At 37.9% G+C, this 21,742-nt stretch carries 21 protein-coding genes; 3 read left to right on the top strand and 18 right to left on the bottom strand.

Features of this window, described 5'->3' with window-relative positions:
* Positions 1 to 567 precede the first annotated feature (567 nt).
* From ytpR to ACIQ7L_RS08880, 5 genes are all read right to left on the bottom strand, one after another.
* Positions 568 to 1,182: a YtpR family tRNA-binding protein gene (gene ytpR, locus ACIQ7L_RS08860; RefSeq protein WP_097897997.1), complete on the bottom strand. Its 615-nt coding sequence runs from the start codon at positions 1,180 to 1,182 to the stop codon at positions 568 to 570.
* On the bottom strand, positions 1,179 to 1,991 hold the full coding sequence (locus tag ACIQ7L_RS08865; RefSeq protein WP_400568312.1) for a DUF1444 domain-containing protein: 813 nt from the start codon (positions 1,989 to 1,991) through the stop codon (positions 1,179 to 1,181). The genes ytpR and ACIQ7L_RS08865 overlap by 4 nt, the downstream gene beginning before the upstream one ends.
* A 79-nt stretch (positions 1,992 to 2,070) precedes the next feature.
* Positions 2,071 to 2,385, bottom strand: a complete 315-nt coding sequence (locus tag ACIQ7L_RS08870; RefSeq protein WP_400568314.1) for a thioredoxin family protein — start codon at positions 2,383 to 2,385, stop codon at positions 2,071 to 2,073.
* Positions 2,386 to 2,467: 82 nt separating this feature from the next.
* Entirely contained in the window at positions 2,468 to 2,977 is a 510-nt protein-coding gene (locus ACIQ7L_RS08875) for a DUF84 family protein (protein ID WP_400568316.1), read from the bottom strand.
* A 210-nt stretch (positions 2,978 to 3,187) separates the two neighbouring features.
* Positions 3,188 to 4,261: a M42 family metallopeptidase gene (locus tag ACIQ7L_RS08880; RefSeq protein WP_400568318.1), complete on the bottom strand. Its 1,074-nt coding sequence runs from the start codon at positions 4,259 to 4,261 to the stop codon at positions 3,188 to 3,190.
* 142 nt (positions 4,262 to 4,403) lie between these two features.
* On the opposite strand from ACIQ7L_RS08880, the gene ACIQ7L_RS08885 reads away from it, so the two are divergent.
* The gene (locus ACIQ7L_RS08885; protein WP_400568320.1) at positions 4,404 to 4,715 is read left to right on the top strand and encodes a PepSY domain-containing protein; all 312 of its coding nucleotides are present in this window, start codon (positions 4,404 to 4,406) and stop codon (positions 4,713 to 4,715) included.
* Between the two features lie 218 nt (positions 4,716 to 4,933).
* Here ACIQ7L_RS08885 and ACIQ7L_RS08890 read toward each other — a convergent pair whose 3' ends face one another.
* The 7 genes from ACIQ7L_RS08890 to trmB form a co-directional block, all read right to left on the bottom strand.
* A complete protein-coding gene (locus tag ACIQ7L_RS08890) occupies positions 4,934 to 6,085 on the bottom strand; it encodes a thiolase family protein (protein WP_400568322.1) in 1,152 nt (383 codons plus the stop codon).
* A complete protein-coding gene (locus tag ACIQ7L_RS08895) occupies positions 6,082 to 6,954 on the bottom strand; it encodes a 3-hydroxyacyl-CoA dehydrogenase family protein (RefSeq protein WP_400568323.1) in 873 nt (290 codons plus the stop codon). Before ACIQ7L_RS08895 ends, ACIQ7L_RS08890 begins: the two co-directional genes overlap by 4 nt.
* 35 nt (positions 6,955 to 6,989) lie before the next feature.
* Entirely contained in the window at positions 6,990 to 8,105 is a 1,116-nt protein-coding gene (locus ACIQ7L_RS08900) for a CaiB/BaiF CoA transferase family protein (RefSeq protein WP_400568611.1), read from the bottom strand.
* Positions 8,105 to 9,250, bottom strand: a complete 1,146-nt coding sequence (locus tag ACIQ7L_RS08905) for an acyl-CoA dehydrogenase family protein (protein ID WP_400568325.1) — start codon at positions 9,248 to 9,250, stop codon at positions 8,105 to 8,107. Before ACIQ7L_RS08905 ends, ACIQ7L_RS08900 begins: the two co-directional genes overlap by 1 nt.
* Positions 9,250 to 10,806, bottom strand: a complete 1,557-nt coding sequence (locus tag ACIQ7L_RS08910; RefSeq protein ID WP_400568327.1) for a fatty acid--CoA ligase — start codon at positions 10,804 to 10,806, stop codon at positions 9,250 to 9,252. The genes ACIQ7L_RS08905 and ACIQ7L_RS08910 overlap by 1 nt, the downstream gene beginning before the upstream one ends.
* Before the next feature lie 167 nt (positions 10,807 to 10,973).
* On the bottom strand, positions 10,974 to 11,837 hold the full coding sequence (locus ACIQ7L_RS08915; protein WP_400568329.1) for a YtnP family quorum-quenching lactonase: 864 nt from the start codon (positions 11,835 to 11,837) through the stop codon (positions 10,974 to 10,976).
* Positions 11,838 to 11,911: 74 nt separating this feature from the next.
* Entirely contained in the window at positions 11,912 to 12,565 is a 654-nt protein-coding gene (trmB, locus tag ACIQ7L_RS08920; protein ID WP_400568331.1) for a tRNA (guanosine(46)-N7)-methyltransferase TrmB, read from the bottom strand.
* A 267-nt stretch (positions 12,566 to 12,832) separates the two neighbouring features.
* Here trmB and ACIQ7L_RS08925 point away from each other — a divergent pair, with 267 nt between their 5' ends.
* Entirely contained in the window at positions 12,833 to 13,111 is a 279-nt protein-coding gene (locus ACIQ7L_RS08925) for a YtzH-like family protein (RefSeq protein WP_400568612.1), read from the top strand.
* 5 nt (positions 13,112 to 13,116) lie between these two features.
* On the opposite strand, the gene ACIQ7L_RS08930 is transcribed toward ACIQ7L_RS08925, so the two are convergent.
* The 4 genes from ACIQ7L_RS08930 to pepV all read right to left on the bottom strand — a co-directional run bounded on the left by ACIQ7L_RS08930 (position 13,117) and on the right by pepV (position 18,528).
* On the bottom strand, positions 13,117 to 13,914 hold the full coding sequence (locus ACIQ7L_RS08930) for a phosphotransferase (RefSeq protein WP_400568333.1): 798 nt from the start codon (positions 13,912 to 13,914) through the stop codon (positions 13,117 to 13,119).
* Positions 13,915 to 14,172: 258 nt separating this feature from the next.
* Positions 14,173 to 16,311 carry a type I pullulanase gene (gene pulA / locus ACIQ7L_RS08935; RefSeq protein WP_400568335.1) on the bottom strand — a complete coding sequence of 713 codons (2,139 nt, stop codon included), beginning with the start codon at positions 16,309 to 16,311 and terminating at the stop codon, positions 14,173 to 14,175.
* A gap of 140 nt (positions 16,312 to 16,451) precedes the next feature.
* Entirely contained in the window at positions 16,452 to 17,006 is a 555-nt protein-coding gene (gene thpR / locus ACIQ7L_RS08940) for an RNA 2',3'-cyclic phosphodiesterase (RefSeq protein ID WP_400568337.1), read from the bottom strand.
* A 115-nt stretch (positions 17,007 to 17,121) separates the two neighbouring features.
* Positions 17,122 to 18,528 carry a dipeptidase PepV gene (pepV, locus tag ACIQ7L_RS08945; RefSeq protein WP_400568339.1) on the bottom strand — a complete coding sequence of 469 codons (1,407 nt, stop codon included), beginning with the start codon at positions 18,526 to 18,528 and terminating at the stop codon, positions 17,122 to 17,124.
* Positions 18,529 to 18,886: 358 nt separating this feature from the next.
* Here pepV and ACIQ7L_RS08950 point away from each other — a divergent pair, with 358 nt between their 5' ends.
* A complete protein-coding gene (locus tag ACIQ7L_RS08950; protein ID WP_000805512.1) occupies positions 18,887 to 19,108 on the top strand; it encodes a DeoR family transcriptional regulator in 222 nt (73 codons plus the stop codon).
* Between the two features lie 79 nt (positions 19,109 to 19,187).
* On the opposite strand, the gene ACIQ7L_RS08955 is transcribed toward ACIQ7L_RS08950, so the two are convergent.
* Together ACIQ7L_RS08955 and ACIQ7L_RS08960 are read right to left on the bottom strand one after the other, a co-directional pair.
* Positions 19,188 to 19,922: a pseudouridine synthase gene (locus ACIQ7L_RS08955; protein ID WP_400568341.1), complete on the bottom strand. Its 735-nt coding sequence runs from the start codon at positions 19,920 to 19,922 to the stop codon at positions 19,188 to 19,190.
* Between the two features lie 44 nt (positions 19,923 to 19,966).
* The gene (locus tag ACIQ7L_RS08960; protein ID WP_400568343.1) at positions 19,967 to 21,619 is read right to left on the bottom strand and encodes a putative polysaccharide biosynthesis protein; all 1,653 of its coding nucleotides are present in this window, start codon (positions 21,617 to 21,619) and stop codon (positions 19,967 to 19,969) included.
* Between the last annotated feature and the right edge of the window lie 123 nt (positions 21,620 to 21,742).

Genomic DNA, 21,742 nt, shown 5'->3' on the forward strand with positions numbered 1-21,742 from the left:
TCGACATCTACATCCCTGATATGTAGAATAAACAGTAACCTACACTCGTTTGCTCTTTCGGTTTTTACTTCGCATGTGGCAGAAAAAAGCCCTGACCGCTTCTATGCATGGCTAGATGCTCTCTCCCACCTAAAAAGAGAGGTTTTATGTCGTTTTTTTAATTGATGTATATATACTACGAGCAATACAGACTAGTTAGCTGAAGAAGTTCTTTCACTTTTGGTTGTTGTCTCATACGCTCTATTTCTTATTTTTTCTAAATTTTAACTAATTTGTTTTTAAAATACAATATAGTCTTTTGAGAAAATCGTTACAATCTAAGAACATTTATGCAAAAAAAATAGCCTCATTCATCATGAGACCATTTCTTCTATATAAATCCATTTTAATTTTTCGACATCTACATCCCTGCTGCACAGAATAAACAGTAACCTAGACTCGTTTACTCTTTCTGCTTTTACTTCGCATGTGGCAGAAAAGGGCCCTGACCGCTTCTATGCATGGCCAGATGCTCTCTCCCACCTAAAAAGAGGGGGGTTATGTCGGTTTTTAATTGATATATATCAATTAAAATTTAAATTCTTGTCCAACTTCATAGCTGTCTTCTAATACAAGAATACCTTTTTCCTGAGGAGCATCTGGAAGCTCTAATTCACGTGCGGAGCAAAGCATACCAGAAGATGGCGTACCACGAAGCTCAGCTGGTTTAATTAACATACCACTTGGCATGACAGCACCAATTTTCGCAACAACAACTTTTTGTCCTGCATCAACGTTTGGTGCACCGCATACGATTTGTAATGTTTCTGTACCAATTTCTACTTTACAAATGCTTAATTTATCAGCATTTGGATGTTTTTCTTTTTCAGCTACATAACCAACAACAAATTTTGGTGAAAGATCTGCTTCTACTTTTTCTTCAAAGCCGTTCTTTGCTAAAATTTCATTAATTTTCTCAACAAGCTCTTTCGTTAACGTAATGTTTCCTTTTTCTGTTACTTCTAAGTAAGAAGACGCATTAAAGATGTTAAATCCTCCTGTTACGTTGCTTTCACGATCATAAACGCGAGCAACATCTCCTTTGCGGTCAAATGTGCGGTTTTCTAAAGTAATATCTTGTAAGGCAACAATTAACGTGTCACCAATTCCTTCAAGGTTGTAAAAAACGTTCACTTCGTTCATCCTTTCTCTTTTCCATCTGTCTTTTTCCGATTCTTCGCTAAAATAAAGATTGGTTCAAAGTCACCATCTTCATATACAAATGAAAGTGATGTAATCGGAACATGCCCTTCGGCAAAAAATTTCATTGTCATTTGTGCAATAATATCATAACCGATTTCATTCACGATATCAGCAATAATTAAAACATCTTGATGTGGAACAGCCACGACCATGTCGCCAGAAATTTTCTCACGCATTGATTGTAAGAGCGATTCATTTAAAATACGACTTGCATCATAGCCATCATTTGTGTTTAAGAAATAAAATGTATTGCCAGCCACTTCATCTTGTTTAAATGTATGACTTAATGAACGTGCATTAAACAATGCCATCTCACGTACTTGCTGCTCTGTAAGCCCTAATTTTTGCAATAAACGCTCATCAATCAGTCGATACGTTTTATTAGAATCTAGCGCATAATAAATACGTGTTTCCGCTGTATGATCCGTCATAATAAACGGATTTCCTTCTTCCGCTTGCTTTTGGAAAGAAGTTGAACGAATAACAGGTAAAATTTTCGCTGTGCTAGTTTCTTCTTTATGCATGGCGATTAACGCTTCTTGCACGTAATAAGCAACTTCTTCAATTGCCTTTTCTTTTTTCACTTCCCACTTTGCTACAACTCCTGGAAGCGATACATTAATGCCCTTTTTCGTATCCTTTTGTTCAATACGGAGGACATCTTTTTCACTATCGTAATGAAAGTCCCACTCTGGGCGAGATAATTTTTTCATTAACTCTTCTTTCATCTTTTTATTTGTCATTTTCATTTCGTTTGCCTCCCTTCCAAAAAAATAACCTCCCCCGCGAAGGTAGAGGTTGTTTTTACAATTCAATTGGCTAATCGCCTTATTTTAAACCTTCAATAAACGCTTCGATTTGTTCTTGTGTTTTACGATCTTTATTTACATAGCGTCCAGTTTCTTCACCTTTATTGTACGCTACAAAGCTAGGAATGCCAAATACGTCTAACTTCACGCAAAGGTCAATAAACTCGTCCCGATCTACATAGTAAAATGAGAAGTCACTATATTTCTCTTCTACTTCTGGCATAAATGGGTCAACAAAGCGGCAATCTGGGCACCATTCTGCTGAGAACATAAAAATGATGTTCTCTTCATTTTTTAATTCTTGGAATTGCTCCATACTTTCTAATGCTTTCATCTATATTTCCTCCTCTAACGAAGTGTATCTTTTCATGTCTAATCTTCTTTTATACTACCATACATCACGCACGGTGCAAGGTTTATGCTTGTTTTTTGTCATACTTATATTGTCCAATTAATAGCTTTACAACATGTACAAATAACGCCGTACGATCTACGTAATGATCTGTAAAAATACCGATTGCTCCTTCATGACTACGAATGTCTTTTCGCTTTACAAACGCCTCCATTACTTCACTTAATTCTTTTCCGCCCTCAAGAGGGGCAAGAAACTCATCCGGTAACTTAATACGCGCACCGCCTGCTACAAATACTTTTCCAGCGCTTGTTGCTAAAGCACCCCAGTTACACATAAACAAGCCGTGCTCTGTTTTCATGACGCCGCCTTCTAATCCAAATCCGATGTCAGCTTCTTCTGCTTTCAATGCTCGCTTCGCTCTATTGATTGCTCCTTGCATCGTTTCTTCATCAGTAAATGGCTGTGCTGCTACTCCTGAAGGAACAGAAAGAGACGTAATCGTAACATCTTTCCAAACCTTCTCCACAGCCCCAACCTTTGTTTTATTCTTCGATCCAATTACTACCTTCATTTCATTCACCTCCATATATAAATTCACAATTGTGCTCTAACCTTACACGTCTACATAACTCCTGGCCTCGCACATAAAAATAGGATTCTACACTCTTCCTATGCCGGGGTTTACATCGTGCGAGCACCAATTAGGCACTGACCGCTACCACACATCGTTGGGTCATCTCTCCAACCTAAAAAAAGAAAGAGGTTTTCCCTCCTTCCTTATTTAAGCGTTATTTTTAATTGTTTCTAATGTTGTTTTATCTGTTGCTTTCACAAGCTTCGTAATTAATTCTTTTGCCGCTGCATAATCATCAACATGTAAAATAGATGCATGTGTATGAATGTAACGAGCACAAACACCAATTACTGCTGATGGAATGCCTGAGTTACTTGTATGTACACGGCCTGCATCTGTACCACCTTGTGAAATAAAGTATTGGTACGGAATATTATGTGTTTCTGCTGTATCTAAAATAAATTCACGCATTCCTCTATGCGTTACCATTGTACGGTCGTAAATACGAAGGAGCGTTCCTTTTCCTAATTGACCAAACTGCGTTGTATCACCGGATGCATCATTTGCTGGACTTGCGTCAAGCGCATAGAAGATATCTGGCTGAATCATATTAGCAGCTGTTTGCGCCCCGCGAAGACCCACTTCTTCTTGTACAGTCGCACCAGAATATAGTGTATTTGGCAGAGTTTCATCTTTTAATTCTTTTAATAATTCAATTGCAAGACCGCAGCCGTAACGGTTATCCCAAGCTTTCGCCATGATTTTCTTTTCATTTGCCATTGGTGTAAACGGACAGATTGGAACGATTTGTTGTCCTGGCTTCACGCCAATTTCCAGCGCATCTTCATAGCTATCTGCACCTATATCAATTAGCATATTTTTTATATCCATTGGTTTTGCACGCTGCGCGTCACTTAGTAAGTGAGGTGGAATTGAACCAACAACCCCAACGATAGGGCCATTCTTCGTCATAATTTGTACACGCTGTGCTAGCAATACTTGACTCCACCAGCCACCTAGCGTTTGGAAACGAATCATCCCGTTTTTCGTAATTTGCGTAACCATAAAGCCAACTTCATCCATGTGGCCCGCTACAAGTACACGTGGGCCATTTTCGTCACCTTTTTTAAGACCAAACACACTGCCTAAACCGTCTTGGACAATTTCATCCGCATATTTACCTAGCTCTTGTTTCATAAAACGGCGTACATCATGTTCAAACCCTGATGTCCCTTGTAATTCTGTTAACGTACGAAATAATTCTAATGTCTCTTTATTCACGAAGTCCCCTTCTTTCAAACCTTAGTAGAATACCTTCTTTATTGTAACGAAATTTTCGAAATGTTTCTAGTTTCTTCTTTTTTCGTTAAAATTGCATTATAATTATTATCGATACACTATTTTACAGAAGCGAGGTGAATATATGCGCTGGAAAGGTTTACTAGCTGGCCTTGGCATTGGCTTTGCAGCTGGTTATCTTGTTGCAAACAAAGTTCAAGAACAATCCCATATTTCTTCAGAGAAAGCATTGAAAATGGTCAAACAAGCACTAAGTCATAAAGGCGAAATTACTGGCTCATGGGTACATATGGTTCCAGAGACGTTTGAAAAATATGATGTCGCATACGAAGTATACCGTGGTGGCCTCACAACAAGTTTAAATGATATACAAGAACGATTTGAATTTTTAGTAGATGCAAAAACAGGTACTGTTTTAGAAGTAACAGCTGCGTAAAAGGCGTTAGCTACTCCGAAAGCATAGGTTTAAATAAGGCAAAATTCTAATTAATACTGGTTTACTTTATCATCCGCTGATTATTCGCCCTCACCAATCGGGCTTTATGGGCAGTTAATCTCCCGCCGCCTTCTTTGCTCTTGCTGAACTTTGAGGTAAGGGTCTTACTGCTCGTTAATGCGGAATAAAAGCGTACAGATGAATTTCTGTACGCTTTTTTATATTCTTTCAATTATCGTCGCTGTTGACATCCCATGTCCGATACAAATTGTTAACAGACCATATCTTCCCTTTCTTCTCTCTAGTTCATAAAGAAGAGAAGTCATTAATTTTGCACCAGTTGCCCCAAGTGGATGACCTAATGCAATTGCACCACCATTAACATTCACCTTTTCTAAATCCGCTCCCACTTCCTTTTGCCATGCTAAAACAACCGATGCAAATGCTTCATTGATTTCTACAACATCTATATCGTGAATTGTTAAATTTGATTTTTGCAGCACTTTTTTCGTTGCAGGAATCACACCATCAAGCATTGTCGTCGGATCAGAACCAACAACCACTTGATTCACAATACGGGCACGCGCTGTACACCCTAGCTCTTTTGCCTTTTCACGCTCCATCAGCAAAATTGCTGCAGCGCCATCACTAATTTGACTTGCATTCCCTGCTGTAATTACACCACCTGATTTAAACACTGTTTTTAAATTTGCTAGCGCTTCATAAGAAGTATCTCTTCTTGGTCCTTCATCATTCTCAACCAGCATTTCATTACCATCTTTATCTATACCTCGCAGTGGTACAATCTCTCCCTCAAAATGTCCCGATTCAATTGCTTGAAGTGCTCGTCTATGGCTTTCTAACGCATAAGTATCTAATTGTTCACGGGTTATACCATATTTTTCTGCAATCATCTCAGCAGATACACCTTGATGCACGATTTGATACTTTTCGTGAAGACTACTTGGGATTGTTCGCTCATTTCCATCACTTAAAATAGGAACTTTAGTCATATGTTCAACGCCAGCTGCAATCGTAATGTCCATATCACCTGATTTAATTTCTTGCGCAGCAAAGTGTATAGCTTGTTGTCCAGAACCACATAGCCGATTAATCGTTACCGCTGGGACCGTTATAGGAAAACCGGCTTCAAGCGCTGAAAGTCTTCCAATGTTAAAACCTTGTTCATGAATTGGCGTGACACACCCCATAACAATATCTTCTATGAACCCTTTTTCTATATTCACCCTTTTTGTTACTTCATCCAGCACAACCGCCGCAAGTTGTACCGGATGCATGAGACGAAATGCACCATTTCTTTTCCCAACTGGCGTACGTATTGCTTCAACAATGACAACATCTCGCTTCATATTTTCTCACCTACTTTCCCTTTTGAATAATCATAGAAACCTTTCCCAGTCTTCCTTCCAAAACGCCCTGCCTCTACGAGTTTCACGAGTGTTTGCGGCGCCCTAAACCTATCACCAAATGCGTCCATTAGTCCTTTACTCGCAAATAATAGCGTATCTAGTCCAACATAATCAGCTAATTCAAATGGCCCCATTGGATAGTTCAAGCCAAACTTAATCGCCTTATCAATTTCTTCTTTACTTGCAATCCCTTCCTCATACATACGCATGCACTCTAGCACATGAATAGCAATTGCTCGTGACGTAACAAATCCTTGCATATCTTTCACAACAACCGTTTCTTTTCCGATTTCTTCTGAGATTGCTTTTACTGCTTGTATCGTACTTTCTGCCGTGACGACACCCCGTACAATTTCAACGAGTTTCATAACAGGAGCAGGATTAAACCAATGCATTCCTACTACTTTCTCTGGACGGCTTGTCACACTTGCAATCGCAGTTACACTTAATTCAGACGTATTCGTAGCTAGAATAGTAGATGGCAATGTATAAGCATCTAACTTTTGAAAAATTTCCTTCTTTAACTGTAATATTTCTGGTACCGCCTCAATAACAAGCTCTACATTTTGGCAAGCTTCTTCTAATATAATTGTAGAAGTAATACGAGTTAGAATATGGTTTTTCTCTTCCTCTGTTATACGTCCTGCGTTCACAAAACGATTCAAACTTTTGTTGATTGTTGCATGAGCCTTTTGTAAACTTTCTTCGGATATATCATACATTTTCACATATTTACCGCCCATCGCTAACGATTGAGTAATTCCACTCCCCATAATCCCTACCCCAATGACTGCAATATTTTGAATCATAATTTCCCTCCTTTAATTATCTCACTTTGATCTATTTATACAGGAATCCGGTCGATTACTTCTAATTGTTCCAACCTTTCAATCTCTAACCTTGATAATCCGAGACTTTGCAAAATTTCTTCTGTATGCTCGCCAAGCTTTGGAGGATCCGTAAATCTATCATTTGTATGTGTAAATACAAATCCTTTCTCGTTTACTAAATGACTCGTAAAGGAGGAGGATGCTAATTCATTTGTCTCTAAAACAGGCGACAAACAACAATCCACTTCCATCGCAAATTCCGTCCAATACACCAATGGCTTACTCGCAAAGGTCGCTTTCATCTGTTCATAAATCATTTGACCATCTTGAGCTAGCTCATGTTGCTTATCTTTCCACTCTATTCTTCCTACCGCTTCGCAAAAGGCATACCAAAATTTCTGTTCAACTGCTCCGAGCGCAACAAACCTCCTATCACTCGTTTCATAGATGGAATAACATACCACCTTACCGCTAAGCGAATCTAGCCCATGACGTTTGTTGTACATTTTTTCAAGCATAATATGATTGTTCATTAACATCACTAAGCTATCTGTGAGAGAAATATCAAGATAACTTCCTTCTCCAGTCCGCTCCCTTTGAAACAATGCTGCTATAATTTTTTCCGAAGTCATCATCCCCCCTACTTCATCACCAAGTGTAATTTTAGGATGAACCGGAATTCCTTCTCGATCTTTCAACTGTGCCAATACTCCGCTGACTGCCATAAAATTTATATCATGGCTTGCAAGATTCGAATGTTCTTTCTTCTGTCCATATCCAGTTAACGAGGCATAAATGATACCTTTGTTGATTCGTTTCACTTCTTGATACCCAAGGCCAAGGCGATTCATCACGTTAGGCCGAAAACTTTCTATTAAAACAGCAGCTTTTTGAAGAAGTTTTTTCACTACTTCAACCCCTTCAGGATGCTTTACATTTATTGCAATACTTTTCTTGTTACGATTATTCGCATAAAAAAATGCCTGATTGCCAGATTCCAATCCCCTTGCTAAATCCCCGTAACGCGGTTCTACTTTAATCACTTCTGCACCTAAATCAGCCAGACGAAGCGCTGCATATGGACCTGGTAAGTAATGAGAAAAATCAACAACTGTTATTCCTTTCAACATCATAGGCCCATCCCCCTCGCAATAATGCTTTTCATAATCTCATTCGTTCCAGCGTAAATCGTGCTGACTGGAATATCACGATAACGCCGCGCAATCTCGTATTCTTCCATATAGCCATAACCACCGTGTAATTGTATGCACTCTGCTGATACTTTTTTTGCAAGGTCAGTTAACCACCACTTCGCCATTGATACTTTCGTTACGATGTCTTCACCCTCCATATGATTTGCAATACATTCATCTACAAATGTTCTACCAATTTCAATTTCCGTATACATCTCTGCTAATCGGAACTGTACTGTTTGAAAATCACTTATACTTTTTCCAAACGCTTTTCTCTCCTGCACATATTTTTTAGTTATATATAGCATCACTTCCGCCGCTGTTTTAGCTGCAATTGCAACAATGAGACGTTCTTGCTGCAACTTTTCCATAAGATAATAAAAGCCTTTCCCTTCTTCTCCTAACAAATTTACAGCTGGAACTTTTACATCTTCAAAAATAAGCTCTGCTGTATCTTGACTATGTAAACCCATTTTTTTTAGTTTTTTCCCTCTCTTAAACCCTTCCATTCCTCGTTCTAAAACAAGCAAACTCATGCCTTTATGTGCGAGTTTCATATTTGTATCCGTCTTACAAACAACGATGACTAAATCGGCATGAATACCATTTGTAATAAATGTTTTCTCACCATTGATGATATAATGATTCCCTTCTTTTCTTGCTGTTGTTCGAATGCTCGCCAAGTCAGAACCCGCCCCTGGCTCCGTCATTGCAATTGCAGTTATATATTCACCGCTTACGCATTTTGGTAACCAGCGTTTTTTTTGTTCGTCTGTTCCATACTGCGTGAAGTATGGAACGACAATGTCATTATGCAAACCAATACCAATTAAACTGGAGCCAACCTTTTCAAGCTCCTCATTAATGACGACCGAATATCCAAAATCAGCACCTGCTCCACTATACCGCTCATCTACCATTGGACAAAGAAAACCTTTACTTCCCATGCTTCTCCAAAAAGAACGAGGAATCATTCCTTCTTTTTCCCAGTCGTTATAATGTGGATAGGCTTCTTTTTCTAAAAACTTATGAAAAGCATCACGAAAAATGTGATGTTCCTCCTGTAAATACTTATGCTTCATCATATCCTCCCTTCCGCTTCTGCCTTACGCAAAATAAACTTTTGAATTTTACCACTTGCATTTCTTGGCAGTTGTTCAACAAACACATAGCGACGCGGGCGCTTATAATCAGCAAGCTTATCACTCGCTTTACAGTACGCATCTAATGCCTCTGCAGTAAGGGACTGATTTTTTGAAACGATATATGCGAGAACACACTCTCCCCAAAAATCATCTTTTTCTCCAAGTACCGCTACATCTAAAACACTTTCATGCGTATATAAAAAATCTTCCACCTCACGCGGATAAATATTTTCTCCACCACTAACAACCATATCGTCAAGGCGATCTGCAACGTACAAATAACCATCAGTATCTACATAACCTAAATCTCCAGAATGGTACCACCCTTTATATAACGCTTTTGCTGTCGCCTCTTCATTGTTGTAATACCCTTTCATCAGACAGGAACCGCGCATAATGATTTCTCCGATTTCATACGGCTTTACTATATCATTTGGCTCGGATGGACCGTCTTCATTTGGACGAACAATACGAATTTCATGATTATAAACAGCTTTGCCTGCAGAACCAACTTTCGTGAGCTGTTCATCCTCTCGTAAAAAAGTAACTGCTGGTCCCATTTCTGTCATACCGTAAGCTTGTACTAATGAAACATTTAACTTTTCATCACAAGCTTTTACAAGTGCTGGTGCCATTGAAGCTGCACCATATAACCCATACTTAAGAGACGATAAATCATACTGCATTAAATCTTCCTGCAACATCATATTCCACATTGTGGGTGCAGCAAACATAACAGTAACCTTCTCTTTTTCAATTGTTTCAAGTACACTCTTTGCATCAAAATGATGCAAAATAACATTCGACCCGCCGCTATGTACCCTTGGAATAAAGCAGCAATGAAGCTCAGCACAATGAAACATTGGCGCTGTTACAAGACCTCGACTCTTCTCGGTATAATGTAAATATTCAATTCCTAGCAAACTTTGCTCAATAATTTCTCGGTGACGATGAAGTACTCCCTTCGGATCACCAGTTGTTCCACTTGTATACATAATGGAACAAATATCATCTTCTTTTACTTCTACTGTTTTAAAATTCGGTAATGCATTGGATAGTTTTTCTTCATATGAAATAGAAAACGGTGGATGATTTTGGTCAATGTACCAGAACTGAATATGAGGAAATCGTTTATGAATGCTTTGTACTTGAGAGGATAGTTGTTTTTCAAAAAGTACGATTTTTGGAGAAGCATCTTCTAATATATAACTGAGTTCTTGTGGTTTTAATCTAAAATTAATCGGATTAAATATGGCTCCAATTTTTGCACAAGCAAAACATGTAGTTGCTAATTCACTACTATTGAAAAGAAACGTGGAGACACGGTCCCCTTTTTGTATTCCACTTTGTTGAAGCGCATAAGCTAGCTTATTCACTTTCTCATTCCATTTTGTATACGTCCAGCGAATATTTTTTTCCGGTTCAACAATTGCTTCCCTATTTGGGTAATTTCTAGTAGCCCGTTCAAGCAAATTCCCAATCGTTATATACAATATGTTTCCCCCTTTCAAATAAAGCGTATAACAACTCAGAAACATTATAGCAATATTCAGAAAATTTTAAAAATAATTTCTTTCGACACACTTTTACATGAAAAGAAAATATAAAGAATATTACTTTTGCAGCGGAGGGTCACCCCTCCACTGATTACAGTTTTTTCTCATACTTCACTTGATACATTCGCTTCTTTTCGTTCTACCTTCTCTACCATATTCCCCTCCTCATCCCACTTCACCGCGCGATAATATGCATCATGATAAAATGTGAACCAAGCCTTTTTCTCTGCGCCGTACTTCATCCACTTCTGTTTATGTTCAATAGAAGTCATTGGATAATCATCATACGCCATCACCCACAATACATTTTGATGTGCATGCGTTGGCAATAAATCCGCCAAATGGAGCATCATTTCTCCCTGACTCTCAAGAACAATCACAGCATGTCCATCACTATGCCCACCTGTATGCACCATTCTTATTTCGTCCGTAATTTGGATTTCTTCTTTAAAAGTAACAACCTGATCTACAATTGGCTCCCAGTTTTCCTTCCAATATGTATTACGAGACCTTATATTTGGAATTCTCATTTCATTCCATTCTGTTTCTGACACATAAATTTTTGCATTTGGAAACGTAGGGACAAGCTGACTATTTTCCCATTTTGTTAAACCAGATGCATGATCAAAATGAAGATGCGTCATTAATACATAGTGGATATCTTCTGGCTGAATTCCGAGGCTTTCTAACGATTCATAGACCGATGACTCTTCTGTCACCCCTTGATTCCTCTTCATCTTTTCATTCATTTTCTCGTTTCCAATTCCTGAATCAATGAGCATATTTCCTTCTTTCGTTTGCACAAGCAGCGGGTCTGTCCGTAAATAAATATGATTTGTATCATTATGTTTATATTTGCGTGACCAAAGAACTTTCGGTACAACACCAAACATCGCACCTCCATCTAAATGAGTGTTTCCGCCGCGCAGCCACGTCACTTTGATATCTCCAATTTGTAAACATTCCATTCCTCATTCCCCCTTTTCTATTTTAATTTTAACATAAAATTCAGATTATTTTCCTGTATAAAAAAACCTGCGCATTACTGCACAGGTTCCGTACGATATTTCGCTTCAACGCGATAAATACGATGGCCTTTACCAGAAAATTTCTCTTCGTATTCCGTCATAATATTCCCTTCAAAATCACTATTATGAAAATCTAGACTCAAGAATGTTAATAACATACCATACTCAGCCATGCTCATAAGAGAGTATTCAAATAAACCTTGGTTATCCGTTTTAAAATGAATTTCTCCGCCCGTTACTAATACTTCTTCATAATTACGTAAAAACGTTTTATATGTTAAACGACGCTTCGCATGACGATTTTTTGGCCATGGATCTGAGAAATTTAAATATACACGGTCAATTTCGCCGTCTGCAAAGAAAACTGTTAAATCTTCCGCATCTTTATTAATTAATTTTAAATTAGGTACTTCTTCTTCAATTAACTTATCAAGTGCATCTACAATAACACTCGTGAACTTTTCAATTCCGATATAGTTAACATGTGGATTTGCTTTTGCCATTTCATAAACAAAACGACCACGGCCTGTTCCTACTTCAATGTGAATTGGTTGCTCATTACCAAAAACTTCTTTCCAATTGCCGCGACGCTCCTCCGGATTTCCAATTACAAACTGTGAATATTCATTGATTCGATCCATTGCATACGGTTTATGTCTTAAACGCATAGATGTCTCCCTCTCTTTACCAGACTATTTTAAAAGGACTATTCCTTCTTTCTTTTTTTATCAATCTATCAAACAAAAAACCAAGTACGTACGAGCACTCGGTCCGTTTCTTTCAAGTATAAAATGTATCATTTTGATAAAAACTACATAGAGCATAAAACGAAACTTCCATATCGTTTCGTGAGTCTACGATTAACTCCCTCATGACGAAACAGCGTTTTCTCTTATTTGTTCAAGAAGAACAACAATCGAAAGGATGATCCAGTCATGCCGATTAATCAACAACACCAATTAGAAATTTTAAAAGATATTTTAGTCAATCACCAAAGTGATTGCTGTGGAACGGTTTCTGAGTGCGAACAATTAGAACGTCTCATTCAATCATTGCTTGCAAACGATAGTATAAACAGCGATGTGAAAGCAATGCTAAACGATGTATATTATTATAGTCAATCGGGTAAATATTCTTCTGATTTGGACAACCATATTTCCAATAATCAAGAACAACTCACGCAATGGATTGCTGGAATGGACAATTTTTCTTAAATCATTTACTCTGAGGCAAGTAGTTGCTGTAAATATTGATGCCAATATTCAGCTTCTGCTTGCTGTTTTTTTGTTGTATGCCATTGAACAGATAGAATGGTTTGCGCCACTACATACCACCTCATACGCTGAAGCAATGATTCAGTCATTTCAATCCCATAATACGATAACCATTCGCCCCATTGGTGACGTGGTATATACCAATATAATAACGTGCCAAGATCAAGAGCAGGATCTGCAATCACAGCGCCGTCCCAATCAATTAAAAATAATTCATCATCCTCCGATAATAACCAATTGTTATGATTCACGTCACAGTGACATACGACAAACTCATCATATTCAATATCTTTTAATGAACCTTTCAAATATTGAAGACCCGCTTGAATGGTTTTATCTGCTTTTATATCTCCTCTTAAAACAAAATACAATTGCTGCAATAGCTCCTGTGCATGAAGCGGCTGTTTTCCAAGCCTTTGTATCATCTGCACGAGTGCTTTGGAAGAATGTATTTTCTTTAAAAGTTTTGCAACACGCTCTAATTTCATGTCCTCCGGCTCTAGCTTCTGACCTGGAAGCCATTTTTGAGCTGAAATTACATCACCGTTCGTTATCCTTCTTGTCCAAAGTAATTTTGGAACAATTCCCTCTGCTGACAATACCGCTAAAAAGGGCGATGTATTCCGCTTTAAAAATAGCTTTTGTTGTCCATTTTGCGCAATATATGCATCGCCCGTTACTCCACCAGCCGGTATAAGACTCCATTCTTTTCCTAATAATTGTTCCAACCATTCCATATCCATTACCCGTTAACAAATCCTTATCTTTTATAGTTATGAAAAGAAAAACCGCAACACCTTTTGAACATGTTGTGGATTCATATCTTTTTTACTGTAGTTGAGTGCAAGAAAAAGAAAACTTGGCATGTGCCAAGATATGCGGACAAACTGCCCCTTCTTTTACTTTATTTTATAAAACCTATATGAGAATGACAACCTATTGAAATCGCCACCTTTGTCAATTCTACATTTATTACATTCTCATCGTCAAGTAGCGATTTGTCACATTTTCGCCAATATATACGTGCTAATAGGAGCCATTTGAAGTTCATTTCCTTGAAATGAAGCAATTGGTTGTAATTTCGCTTGTTTTTCATTTGCTAATACGTGCCACGTTTCCTGTTTTGGAAGTGCAATTGTTTCTGTCTGAAAACCACTATGAAATACAACCACAATTTCTCTCCATGGTCCAAACGATTCCACATGTTGCAAATGGTAAGCAACGATAGCAGAAGGTGCTTGCAGAAAACTCATATGTTTCTGAATGAGGTCAGCCGTTCGTAATCGAAATGCGCCATGCGCCTTCCGAATTGCAATCAGCCCTTTTATATAAGCAACCGTTTCCAATTCGTTCTCTTTTTGATCCCAATCCATTCGATTAATTTCGTCTGGTGCATTGTAGCTATTTTCATTTCCTTTCTTAGAACGATAAAATTCTTGTCCAGCATGTAAAAATGGAATCCCTTGTGAGAAAATTACCATCGCTGTCGCTAAAAGGTGACGACGTTTTAACATCTCCTCTGCTTCTTGATTGCTGCGCACAAGTTTATCCCACATTGTCATATTGTCATGACATTCCACATAATTCACACTCTGAATAGGCTCTAAAAAAAGCCCTTGTTCCTTCACACTTGAAAGACTTCCCTTTAATACATATTGCAAATCATTTACATCTACACTACCACCAAATGCAAAACCTCGTTTATTCACGTCAAACGTACTACCCTTTATCACATCACGAAATTGATCGTTGAACTGTGCAATGTACGGCATTTTACTCGCATTCCTTAACATTGCTTTCTCTTCTGCTGGAAGCGGTGTTTGTAAATCCCACCCTTCCCCTAACAATAGTGCATCATGCTTTCTTTTTCTTACTTCCTTTTCTATATCATTCATCGTTTCTATATCCAAAATCCCCATCAAGTCAAACCGAAATCCATCAACATTATATTCAGTAAGCCAATATAAAATAGACTCAATAATAAATTTCCTCATCATTTTTCGTTCGGATGCTAAATCATTCCCGACTCCAGTTCCATTTGATGGCATTCCGTTTTCACCATGGCGAAAATAATATCCTGGTACAAGCTTTTCAAACGACGATGTTTCTCTGTCATATACGTGATTATATACAACATCAACAATAACGCGGATTCCGTTCTCATGAAATTTCTCAATCAATTGTTTACACTCTAAAATTCGGTTATACGGATCAGAAGGATTTGTAGCATACACTCCCGTTGGAACGTTGTAATATAACGGATTATATCCCCAGTTATAGGCCGCAAAAGGTTTCGTTTCATCTACACCCGCAAAATGATGCAGTGGTAATATTTCAACATGTGTAACTCCTAAGTCTTTTATATGAGATAAAGCCGTTGGCGTCCCTTGTTTCCCCTTCGTGTTTTCTTCTGCAAGTCCCATATACGTCCCTTTTTGTTTTACACCACTATTTGAATGCATGGTCGCATCACGAATATGAAGTTCATACAATATTGCATCTGCAGATGACTCTAATTTAGGCAATATATGTCGCTTTACATAAGTCTTCTCAAGATCAATGACAATTCCATATTTTCCATTTACTGATACTGATTTTGCATACGGATCTACCGCTTCATTCCATATTAAATTAATACAAACAAGAAATGTGTACTGGGCGCCATCAAAATCTCCATTTAAAATACGGGACCAAACTCCATTCTCTTCTCTATTCATCTCATAATCCATATACTCTTTATCGCCTTTATAAATCCGAACTTTGGCGAGCCTTGCAGTTGGGGCCCACAATTTAAAAGTCGTTTCTGCTTTTTTATAGCAAGCTCCTAAATCTGTATTTTCATAATAATATTTTTCATCGAATGCAGCCGTTCGAATTACCGCTCCAATTTGTAAGTCTGTTTCTTCATTTCGCTCATCTCGTACTGTATAATACTTCCCCACATCAAGCTGCTCTTCTATATAACATTCATACTTTGTTGCATTTGGAAGTAAAATCGTTTGGACGATAGGAAGCTCCCATATTTTTTTTCCTTCCTGTAAACAAAATGTCCGGCTTGTTCCATACGTATGCGGGAGCAAAATTGTAATCTTATTTATTTCATCTAAGTAAGCTTCAAATGGACGTTTTACTTTCAGCATAAAAAATCACCATCATTCTCGAAATTAAAATGAAACGATCTGTAAGCGATAAGATTCGCCTAAAAGTTGCTCTTATGAATGAGACTTTATACAGTAACTTACTATTTCCTATAGTATATTCACGTTCATAAGAAACGTTTTCATACTTTAGATTTCTGTAATGTTATTTCGGCAATAGGTTTATACTTGGGCGTTTCTTTCACATTCGATTCATACAATGTCACAGTATCAGCTTGAAATAATACTGAATGTAACGGCTTTAATGTTTTCATATTAAATTCTTCCTCACCCATCCATTTACGCGCTACTGTAATGTGCGGATGATAGGGGCGTGTTTCAAGAGAAAAACCGTTATTTTCACAAATCATATGGACATGTTTTTGCAAAGCAAATAATGCGGGGTTCTCATTTACACCTGCCCAAAATATACGCGGGTGCTCCGTGCGCCCAAATGTAGAAAACCCTTGTAGTGTAAGTGATAACTCCTGCTCAGCTGCAAGTCGTTGTAACTCTTTCTTTATTCCTTGTAATTGCTCCTGCTCTGCGCTCCCTAAAAAAGCAAGTGTAATATGATAGTCCTCTTCATGTACCCACGAACGAAACGGTAACAGAGACTTCATTTCTTCTTTATAATTTGCAAGTGTTTCTTTTATATGCCGCGGCAGAGTAACCGCTATAAAATAATGTGGTACCATGTACATCGTCTCCTTGTTGTTATTGTTGCTTTTCTTTCTTATCTCATGCAACTAATAAAAAGAATCCGCCCTCCAAATGGAGAGCGGTCATATCTCATTACAAACGTAAGCCATTTTATTTCGCTAATTCATAAATCGCTTGTGCATAAATTGCTGTCGCTTTTAATAAGTCTTCAATTTCAATATATTCATCTTTTTGATGAGCAAGATCTTCTTTTCCAGGGAATAACGGACCAAAGGCTACACCCGCTTTCAATGAACGCGCGTATGTACCACCGCCGATTGCTAATAGTTCGGCTTTCTCTCCTGTTTGTTCCTCATACACACGTTGCAGCGTGCGAATTAAAACGTGATCTTTATCGACATGATGCGGACGAGAATTAGAATAATCCGCTACTTGGAACCATTTCTTGCTCACATAATCTTTCAACTTCTCAATTGTCTCTTCAAAGTTTGTTGTTACTGGATAGCGTACATTTAATCCTAAGCTTCCGCCTTCTGCTTTCGTATAAGAAAGGCGACCAACATTAACTGTTAATGGCCCGCTAATTTCATCTTTATAAGCAATACCCGCTTTTTCTCCAAGCGTATCACCTGTAAATGTTTCTGTTACGAATGCTATAAATGCAGCTCCTTTTTCATCAAGAGCAACTGTTGTTAAAAACTGAGCTAGTAATAATCCGGCATTTTCACCTTTTTCAGGAGTAGAGCCGTGAGCTGATATACCTTCTACTTGTAATGTTACAGTATTTCCTTCTATCTTTCGTTTCCCTGTTTTCTTAACAGTTTGTAAATACTGTTCGTAAGCCTGTACAAGCTCCTCTGCTTTTTCAGTCGTAATAACTGCCTCCGCAAAATCAGGAACCATATTTAAGCGAAGACCTGAAGAGAATGAAACAAGCTCATATCCTCCGCTTTTTGCTTCACTACCACTTTGCACAATCTGTATATCAGAAATTCCTTTTTCAGCATTAATAATCGGGAAATCTGCATCTGGTGTGAAACCAATCGTCGGCATTTCTTCATTTTTAAAGTAATGATCGACACACTTCCAGTTGCTTTCTTCATCCGTTCCTAAAATCATACGAACACGCTTTGAAAGAGGTAACCCTAATTCTTTTACAATTTTCATTGCATAATAAGCCGCTATTGTCGGCCCTTTATCATCAATTGCACCGCGTGCAAAAATCTTTCCATCACGAATATCAGCGCTATATGCAGGTGTTGTCCAACCATCTCCCTCTGGCACAACATCAACGTGACAAAGAATACCAACTAATTCTTCTCCTTGTCCCATCTCAAGATGCCCTGCATACCCTTCTAAATTTTTCGAAACAAAGCCTTCTGCTTCTCCTTTATGTAACATGAAGGATAGTGCTTTCGCTACGCCTTCTCCAAAAGGTGCACCTTCTTTTGCTGTTTCTTCTTCCCATACACTTTTAATTTGCAGAAATTGCTGCATGTCATGAATCAAGTCATCTTTACGTTTTTCAACTTCTTCTGTCCAATTTATTACTGTCATCACGTACTCACCTTCTTCTATATTCTCTCTTTCATCATAGCAAACGAAAATCCCTTATGCCAATACAGAACCACTTAATAACGAACAATTGTAATACTTCAGATATTTCTCATTAGTTTTTCTTTTATTTTTCTAAAAAAATTTGCAGGAATTTGGCGTTTTACGTAGAAATTTATCTGGTAGTTGACAGAAGAGACATAGAATGTCAACTACTAAAGTTTTCCTGTTTCATTATTTGTTAAACTTTTGTAAAATTTAAGTAAGTTAAAGCATGAAATTTGTCATGTGGAGTACAATGGTAGTAAAGGCCTTCTTTCCTGAATGGGGTCAAAAAAACTAGTAGAGGAGTGGTTTTCTCTTGAAACCTACGACTACTCGTATGCTAACACGCATTAAATCAATTTATATGTACATCAATGAAAATGGTACGGTAACGACGAAAGACCTTGTAGATGAGTTCGGGATCACACCGCGAACAATACAACGTGATCTGAATGTGTTGCAGTTTAATGAACTCGTGTATAGCCCTTGCCGCGGTAAGTGGACAACAACAGGAAAGAAAGTGAGAATGACCTCATAACGAAAACAATTATATGTAAAAATACATACCCCTTTCTATCAGATTAGAAAGGGGTTCTTTCTATATTTTGGAATCGGTCTCACTCTTGATTCTCAGTTTGAACTTGATATGTTTTTAGCATTTCAACTTCTTCATCTGTCAGTTCACGATATTGACCAAGCTCTAATTCATCATCTAACACTAAAGGTCCCATCTCTGTTCTCTTCAAGTAGACAACTTTTTTCCCTACCGCTTCAAACATACGCTTTACTTGATGGAATTTTCCTTCTGTAATCACAAGTTCAATTTCAGAAACATCGTCGCTTTTCAAAATTGTAAGCGCCCCTGGCTTCGTTTCATAACCATCGTCTAGGATAACACCTGTTGCAAACTCTTCGACATCTTTTTCTGTTACAGCACCAGCTACATGTGCATAATATTTTTTCGGCACATGCTTTTTCGGAGATAATAACTGATGCGCCAGTTTCCCGTCATTTGTTAATAATAGAAAACCTTCTGTATCAATATCAAGTCTTCCAACTGGAAACGGATCAAAGATTGCATCTTCTAATTCTAATAAATCAACAACCGTTTCATGATTATCATCTTCCGTTGCTGAGATAACACCTTGTGGTTTATGCATCATTAAATATACAAACTCTTTATATTCAACAATCTCTCCGTGAATCATAACCTCTTGCTCTTCTACATTCACATGAAATTTCGCATCTTTCACTGGCGTTCCATCAATTTTCACAACGCCGTCTTTCAATAATTTCTTTACTTCTTTTCTACTTCCGTATCCCATATTTGCTAATAACTTATCTAATCTCATCTTCTTCACCTTCTTTATATTTATCATAGAAAAGGGGACGTGTTTTACGCCCCTTTCGATTTCACCTTTATTTTTAATCTACCACCAAGCTTACGTTGAATCTTCGCTAAAGCTTCTCCGCCAAATACTCGTTCTAGTACACCTGTGCGGATTGCTAAATATCCGTAAGTAAGGCCGCCAATACTTGCACAAATTACAACGGTAATAAGCGCTCCAATACGGCCATCAGGCGAAATCAGCAAGGATAGAACTCCTTGTGAAAGTTTTACTACAACTACCATTGCAAGTGTTAACACTGCAATTTGGAATGTTCTCTTATATACAACATCGAATGAATAGTGTGCATGTTTTCGAATTTGTTTATTCGTATACCAAATAGAAGCTAGGAATCCAATACCTGTTGCTAAAACAGCTCCAATTGTACCGAAGTAACGAATCAAAATAACATTGCCTAAAAACTTCAAAATAACACCCATGGCAAGTGCAATAATCGCATGTTTTTGTTGATTAATCCCTTGCAGGATAGCCGCAGTTACTGTAAATAAAGCAAATAATAACGCAACCGGTGCATACCACATAAGTACTTGTCCACCTAATGGATCTGCTTCATAAAATCCTGTGTAAATCGGATACGCAAGAATAGAAATACCAACTACCGCAGGTAATGTTAAAAACATATTTGCTTGGAATGTTTGTGTGATTTGTAGTTTTAAATAACGAAATTGTTTTTCTGTAAACGATTTTGTTATTGCTGGAACAAGCGTTAAACTAAATGCTGTCGCAAGCGAAACAGGGATCATAATTAATTTATGCGTCCACATTGTAAAGATACCAAGTGCTCGCTCTGCAATATCACCTTGCCCAATCGCTTGCATAATTGCGTTAAATGTCAGTGTATCAATTTGTTGATATAAAGGAATTGTTAATCCAATTACAACATAAGGAATTGCATACGCAAATAACTCTTTAAATAATTGAACCGTACTTACTGTCGATTCTGGTACAGTTTGTTCAATCAAATATTGATCTAGATGATTTCTGCGTTTTAACCAGTACCAAATTAAAACACCGAGTGCTCCCACTGCTGAAACAAAAGCAGCAAAAGTTGCCACTCCAACTGCTGTCGCTACCGATCCACCTATTACTTTCATGACGATATAACTACCCGCTAATAAAAAGACAATGCGAATAATCTGTTCAATAATTTGCGATACCGTCGTCGGTCCCATTGATTGGTGACCTTGGAAATAACCTCGAATTAAACTTGCTGCTGGTACAACAATAAGTGCAAAACTTACGAGGCGAATAATCATCGTAACTTCTTCGACACTACTGTGTACACTTTGTTTACCAAGCATAGCTTCTGCAAATAATGGTGCGGTCATGTAAAGGGCTAAGAAAGAAAGGATTCCCGTTACTATCATCAGAACCATTCCCGAACGGAACATTCTCCGGCTCGTTTTATAATCTCCAAGCGCATTATATTTGGAAACAAACTTTGAAACAGCAAGAGGCACCCCAGCCGTTGCAATACTTAAAAAGATCGTATATGGAATATATCCATATGTATAGAGCGTTCCGCCTTCTGTGCCAACTAATGCATGAAACGGAAAGACATAAATCATGCCTAAGAACTTTACTAAAAATGTTCCTAACGTCACAATAAGCGTTCCTCGCAAAAATTTCGAATCGGACATAAAATAATCCTCCTACATATATATAACGCTGAACTCTAACTTTTGTATTGTACCACACTTTCTGAATGAAACAGTACCTCACTGTATTTTTCTTTTCTATGAAAACATGCTATTCTTTTAGGC

The organism is Bacillus sp. NPDC094106 (assembly GCF_044764345.1).
Classification (GTDB): domain Bacteria; phylum Bacillota; class Bacilli; order Bacillales; family Bacillaceae_G; genus Bacillus_A.

Excerpts from the sequence above, each read along its gene's own strand:
- pulA (WP_400568335.1), bottom strand. The coding sequence starts at position 16,311 with ATGCTGAAAGTAAAACGTCCATTTGAAGCTTACTTAGATGAAATAAAT.
- ACIQ7L_RS08955 (WP_400568341.1), bottom strand. The coding sequence starts at position 19,922 with ATGAGATTAGATAAGTTATTAGCAAATATGGGATACGGAAGTAGAAAA.
- ACIQ7L_RS08930 (WP_400568333.1), bottom strand. The coding sequence starts at position 13,914 with ATGGATATGGAATGGTTGGAACAATTATTAGGAAAAGAATGGAGTCTT.
- ACIQ7L_RS08890 (WP_400568322.1), bottom strand. The coding sequence starts at position 6,085 with ATGAAGCGAGATGTTGTCATTGTTGAAGCAATACGTACGCCAGTTGGG.
- thpR (WP_400568337.1), bottom strand. The coding sequence starts at position 17,006 with ATGGTACCACATTATTTTATAGCGGTTACTCTGCCGCGGCATATAAAA.
- ACIQ7L_RS08895 (WP_400568323.1), bottom strand. The coding sequence starts at position 6,954 with ATGATTCAAAATATTGCAGTCATTGGGGTAGGGATTATGGGGAGTGGA.
- ACIQ7L_RS08875 (WP_400568316.1), bottom strand. The coding sequence starts at position 2,977 with ATGAAGGTAGTAATTGGATCGAAGAATAAAACAAAGGTTGGGGCTGTG.
- ACIQ7L_RS08905 (WP_400568325.1), bottom strand. The coding sequence starts at position 9,250 with ATGAAGCATAAGTATTTACAGGAGGAACATCACATTTTTCGTGATGCT.
- ACIQ7L_RS08885 (WP_400568320.1), top strand. The coding sequence starts at position 4,404 with ATGCGCTGGAAAGGTTTACTAGCTGGCCTTGGCATTGGCTTTGCAGCT.
- ACIQ7L_RS08915 (WP_400568329.1), bottom strand. The coding sequence starts at position 11,837 with ATGGAATGTTTACAAATTGGAGATATCAAAGTGACGTGGCTGCGCGGC.
- ACIQ7L_RS08925 (WP_400568612.1), top strand. The coding sequence starts at position 12,833 with ATGCCGATTAATCAACAACACCAATTAGAAATTTTAAAAGATATTTTA.
- ACIQ7L_RS08865 (WP_400568312.1), bottom strand. The coding sequence starts at position 1,991 with ATGAAAATGACAAATAAAAAGATGAAAGAAGAGTTAATGAAAAAATTA.
- ytpR (WP_097897997.1), bottom strand. The coding sequence starts at position 1,182 with ATGAACGAAGTGAACGTTTTTTACAACCTTGAAGGAATTGGTGACACG.
- ACIQ7L_RS08900 (WP_400568611.1), bottom strand. The coding sequence starts at position 8,105 with ATGTTGAAAGGAATAACAGTTGTTGATTTTTCTCATTACTTACCAGGT.
- trmB (WP_400568331.1), bottom strand. The coding sequence starts at position 12,565 with ATGCGTTTAAGACATAAACCGTATGCAATGGATCGAATCAATGAATAT.
- pepV (WP_400568339.1), bottom strand. The coding sequence starts at position 18,528 with ATGACAGTAATAAATTGGACAGAAGAAGTTGAAAAACGTAAAGATGAC.
- ACIQ7L_RS08960 (WP_400568343.1), bottom strand. The coding sequence starts at position 21,619 with ATGTCCGATTCGAAATTTTTGCGAGGAACGCTTATTGTGACGTTAGGA.
- ACIQ7L_RS08870 (WP_400568314.1), bottom strand. The coding sequence starts at position 2,385 with ATGAAAGCATTAGAAAGTATGGAGCAATTCCAAGAATTAAAAAATGAA.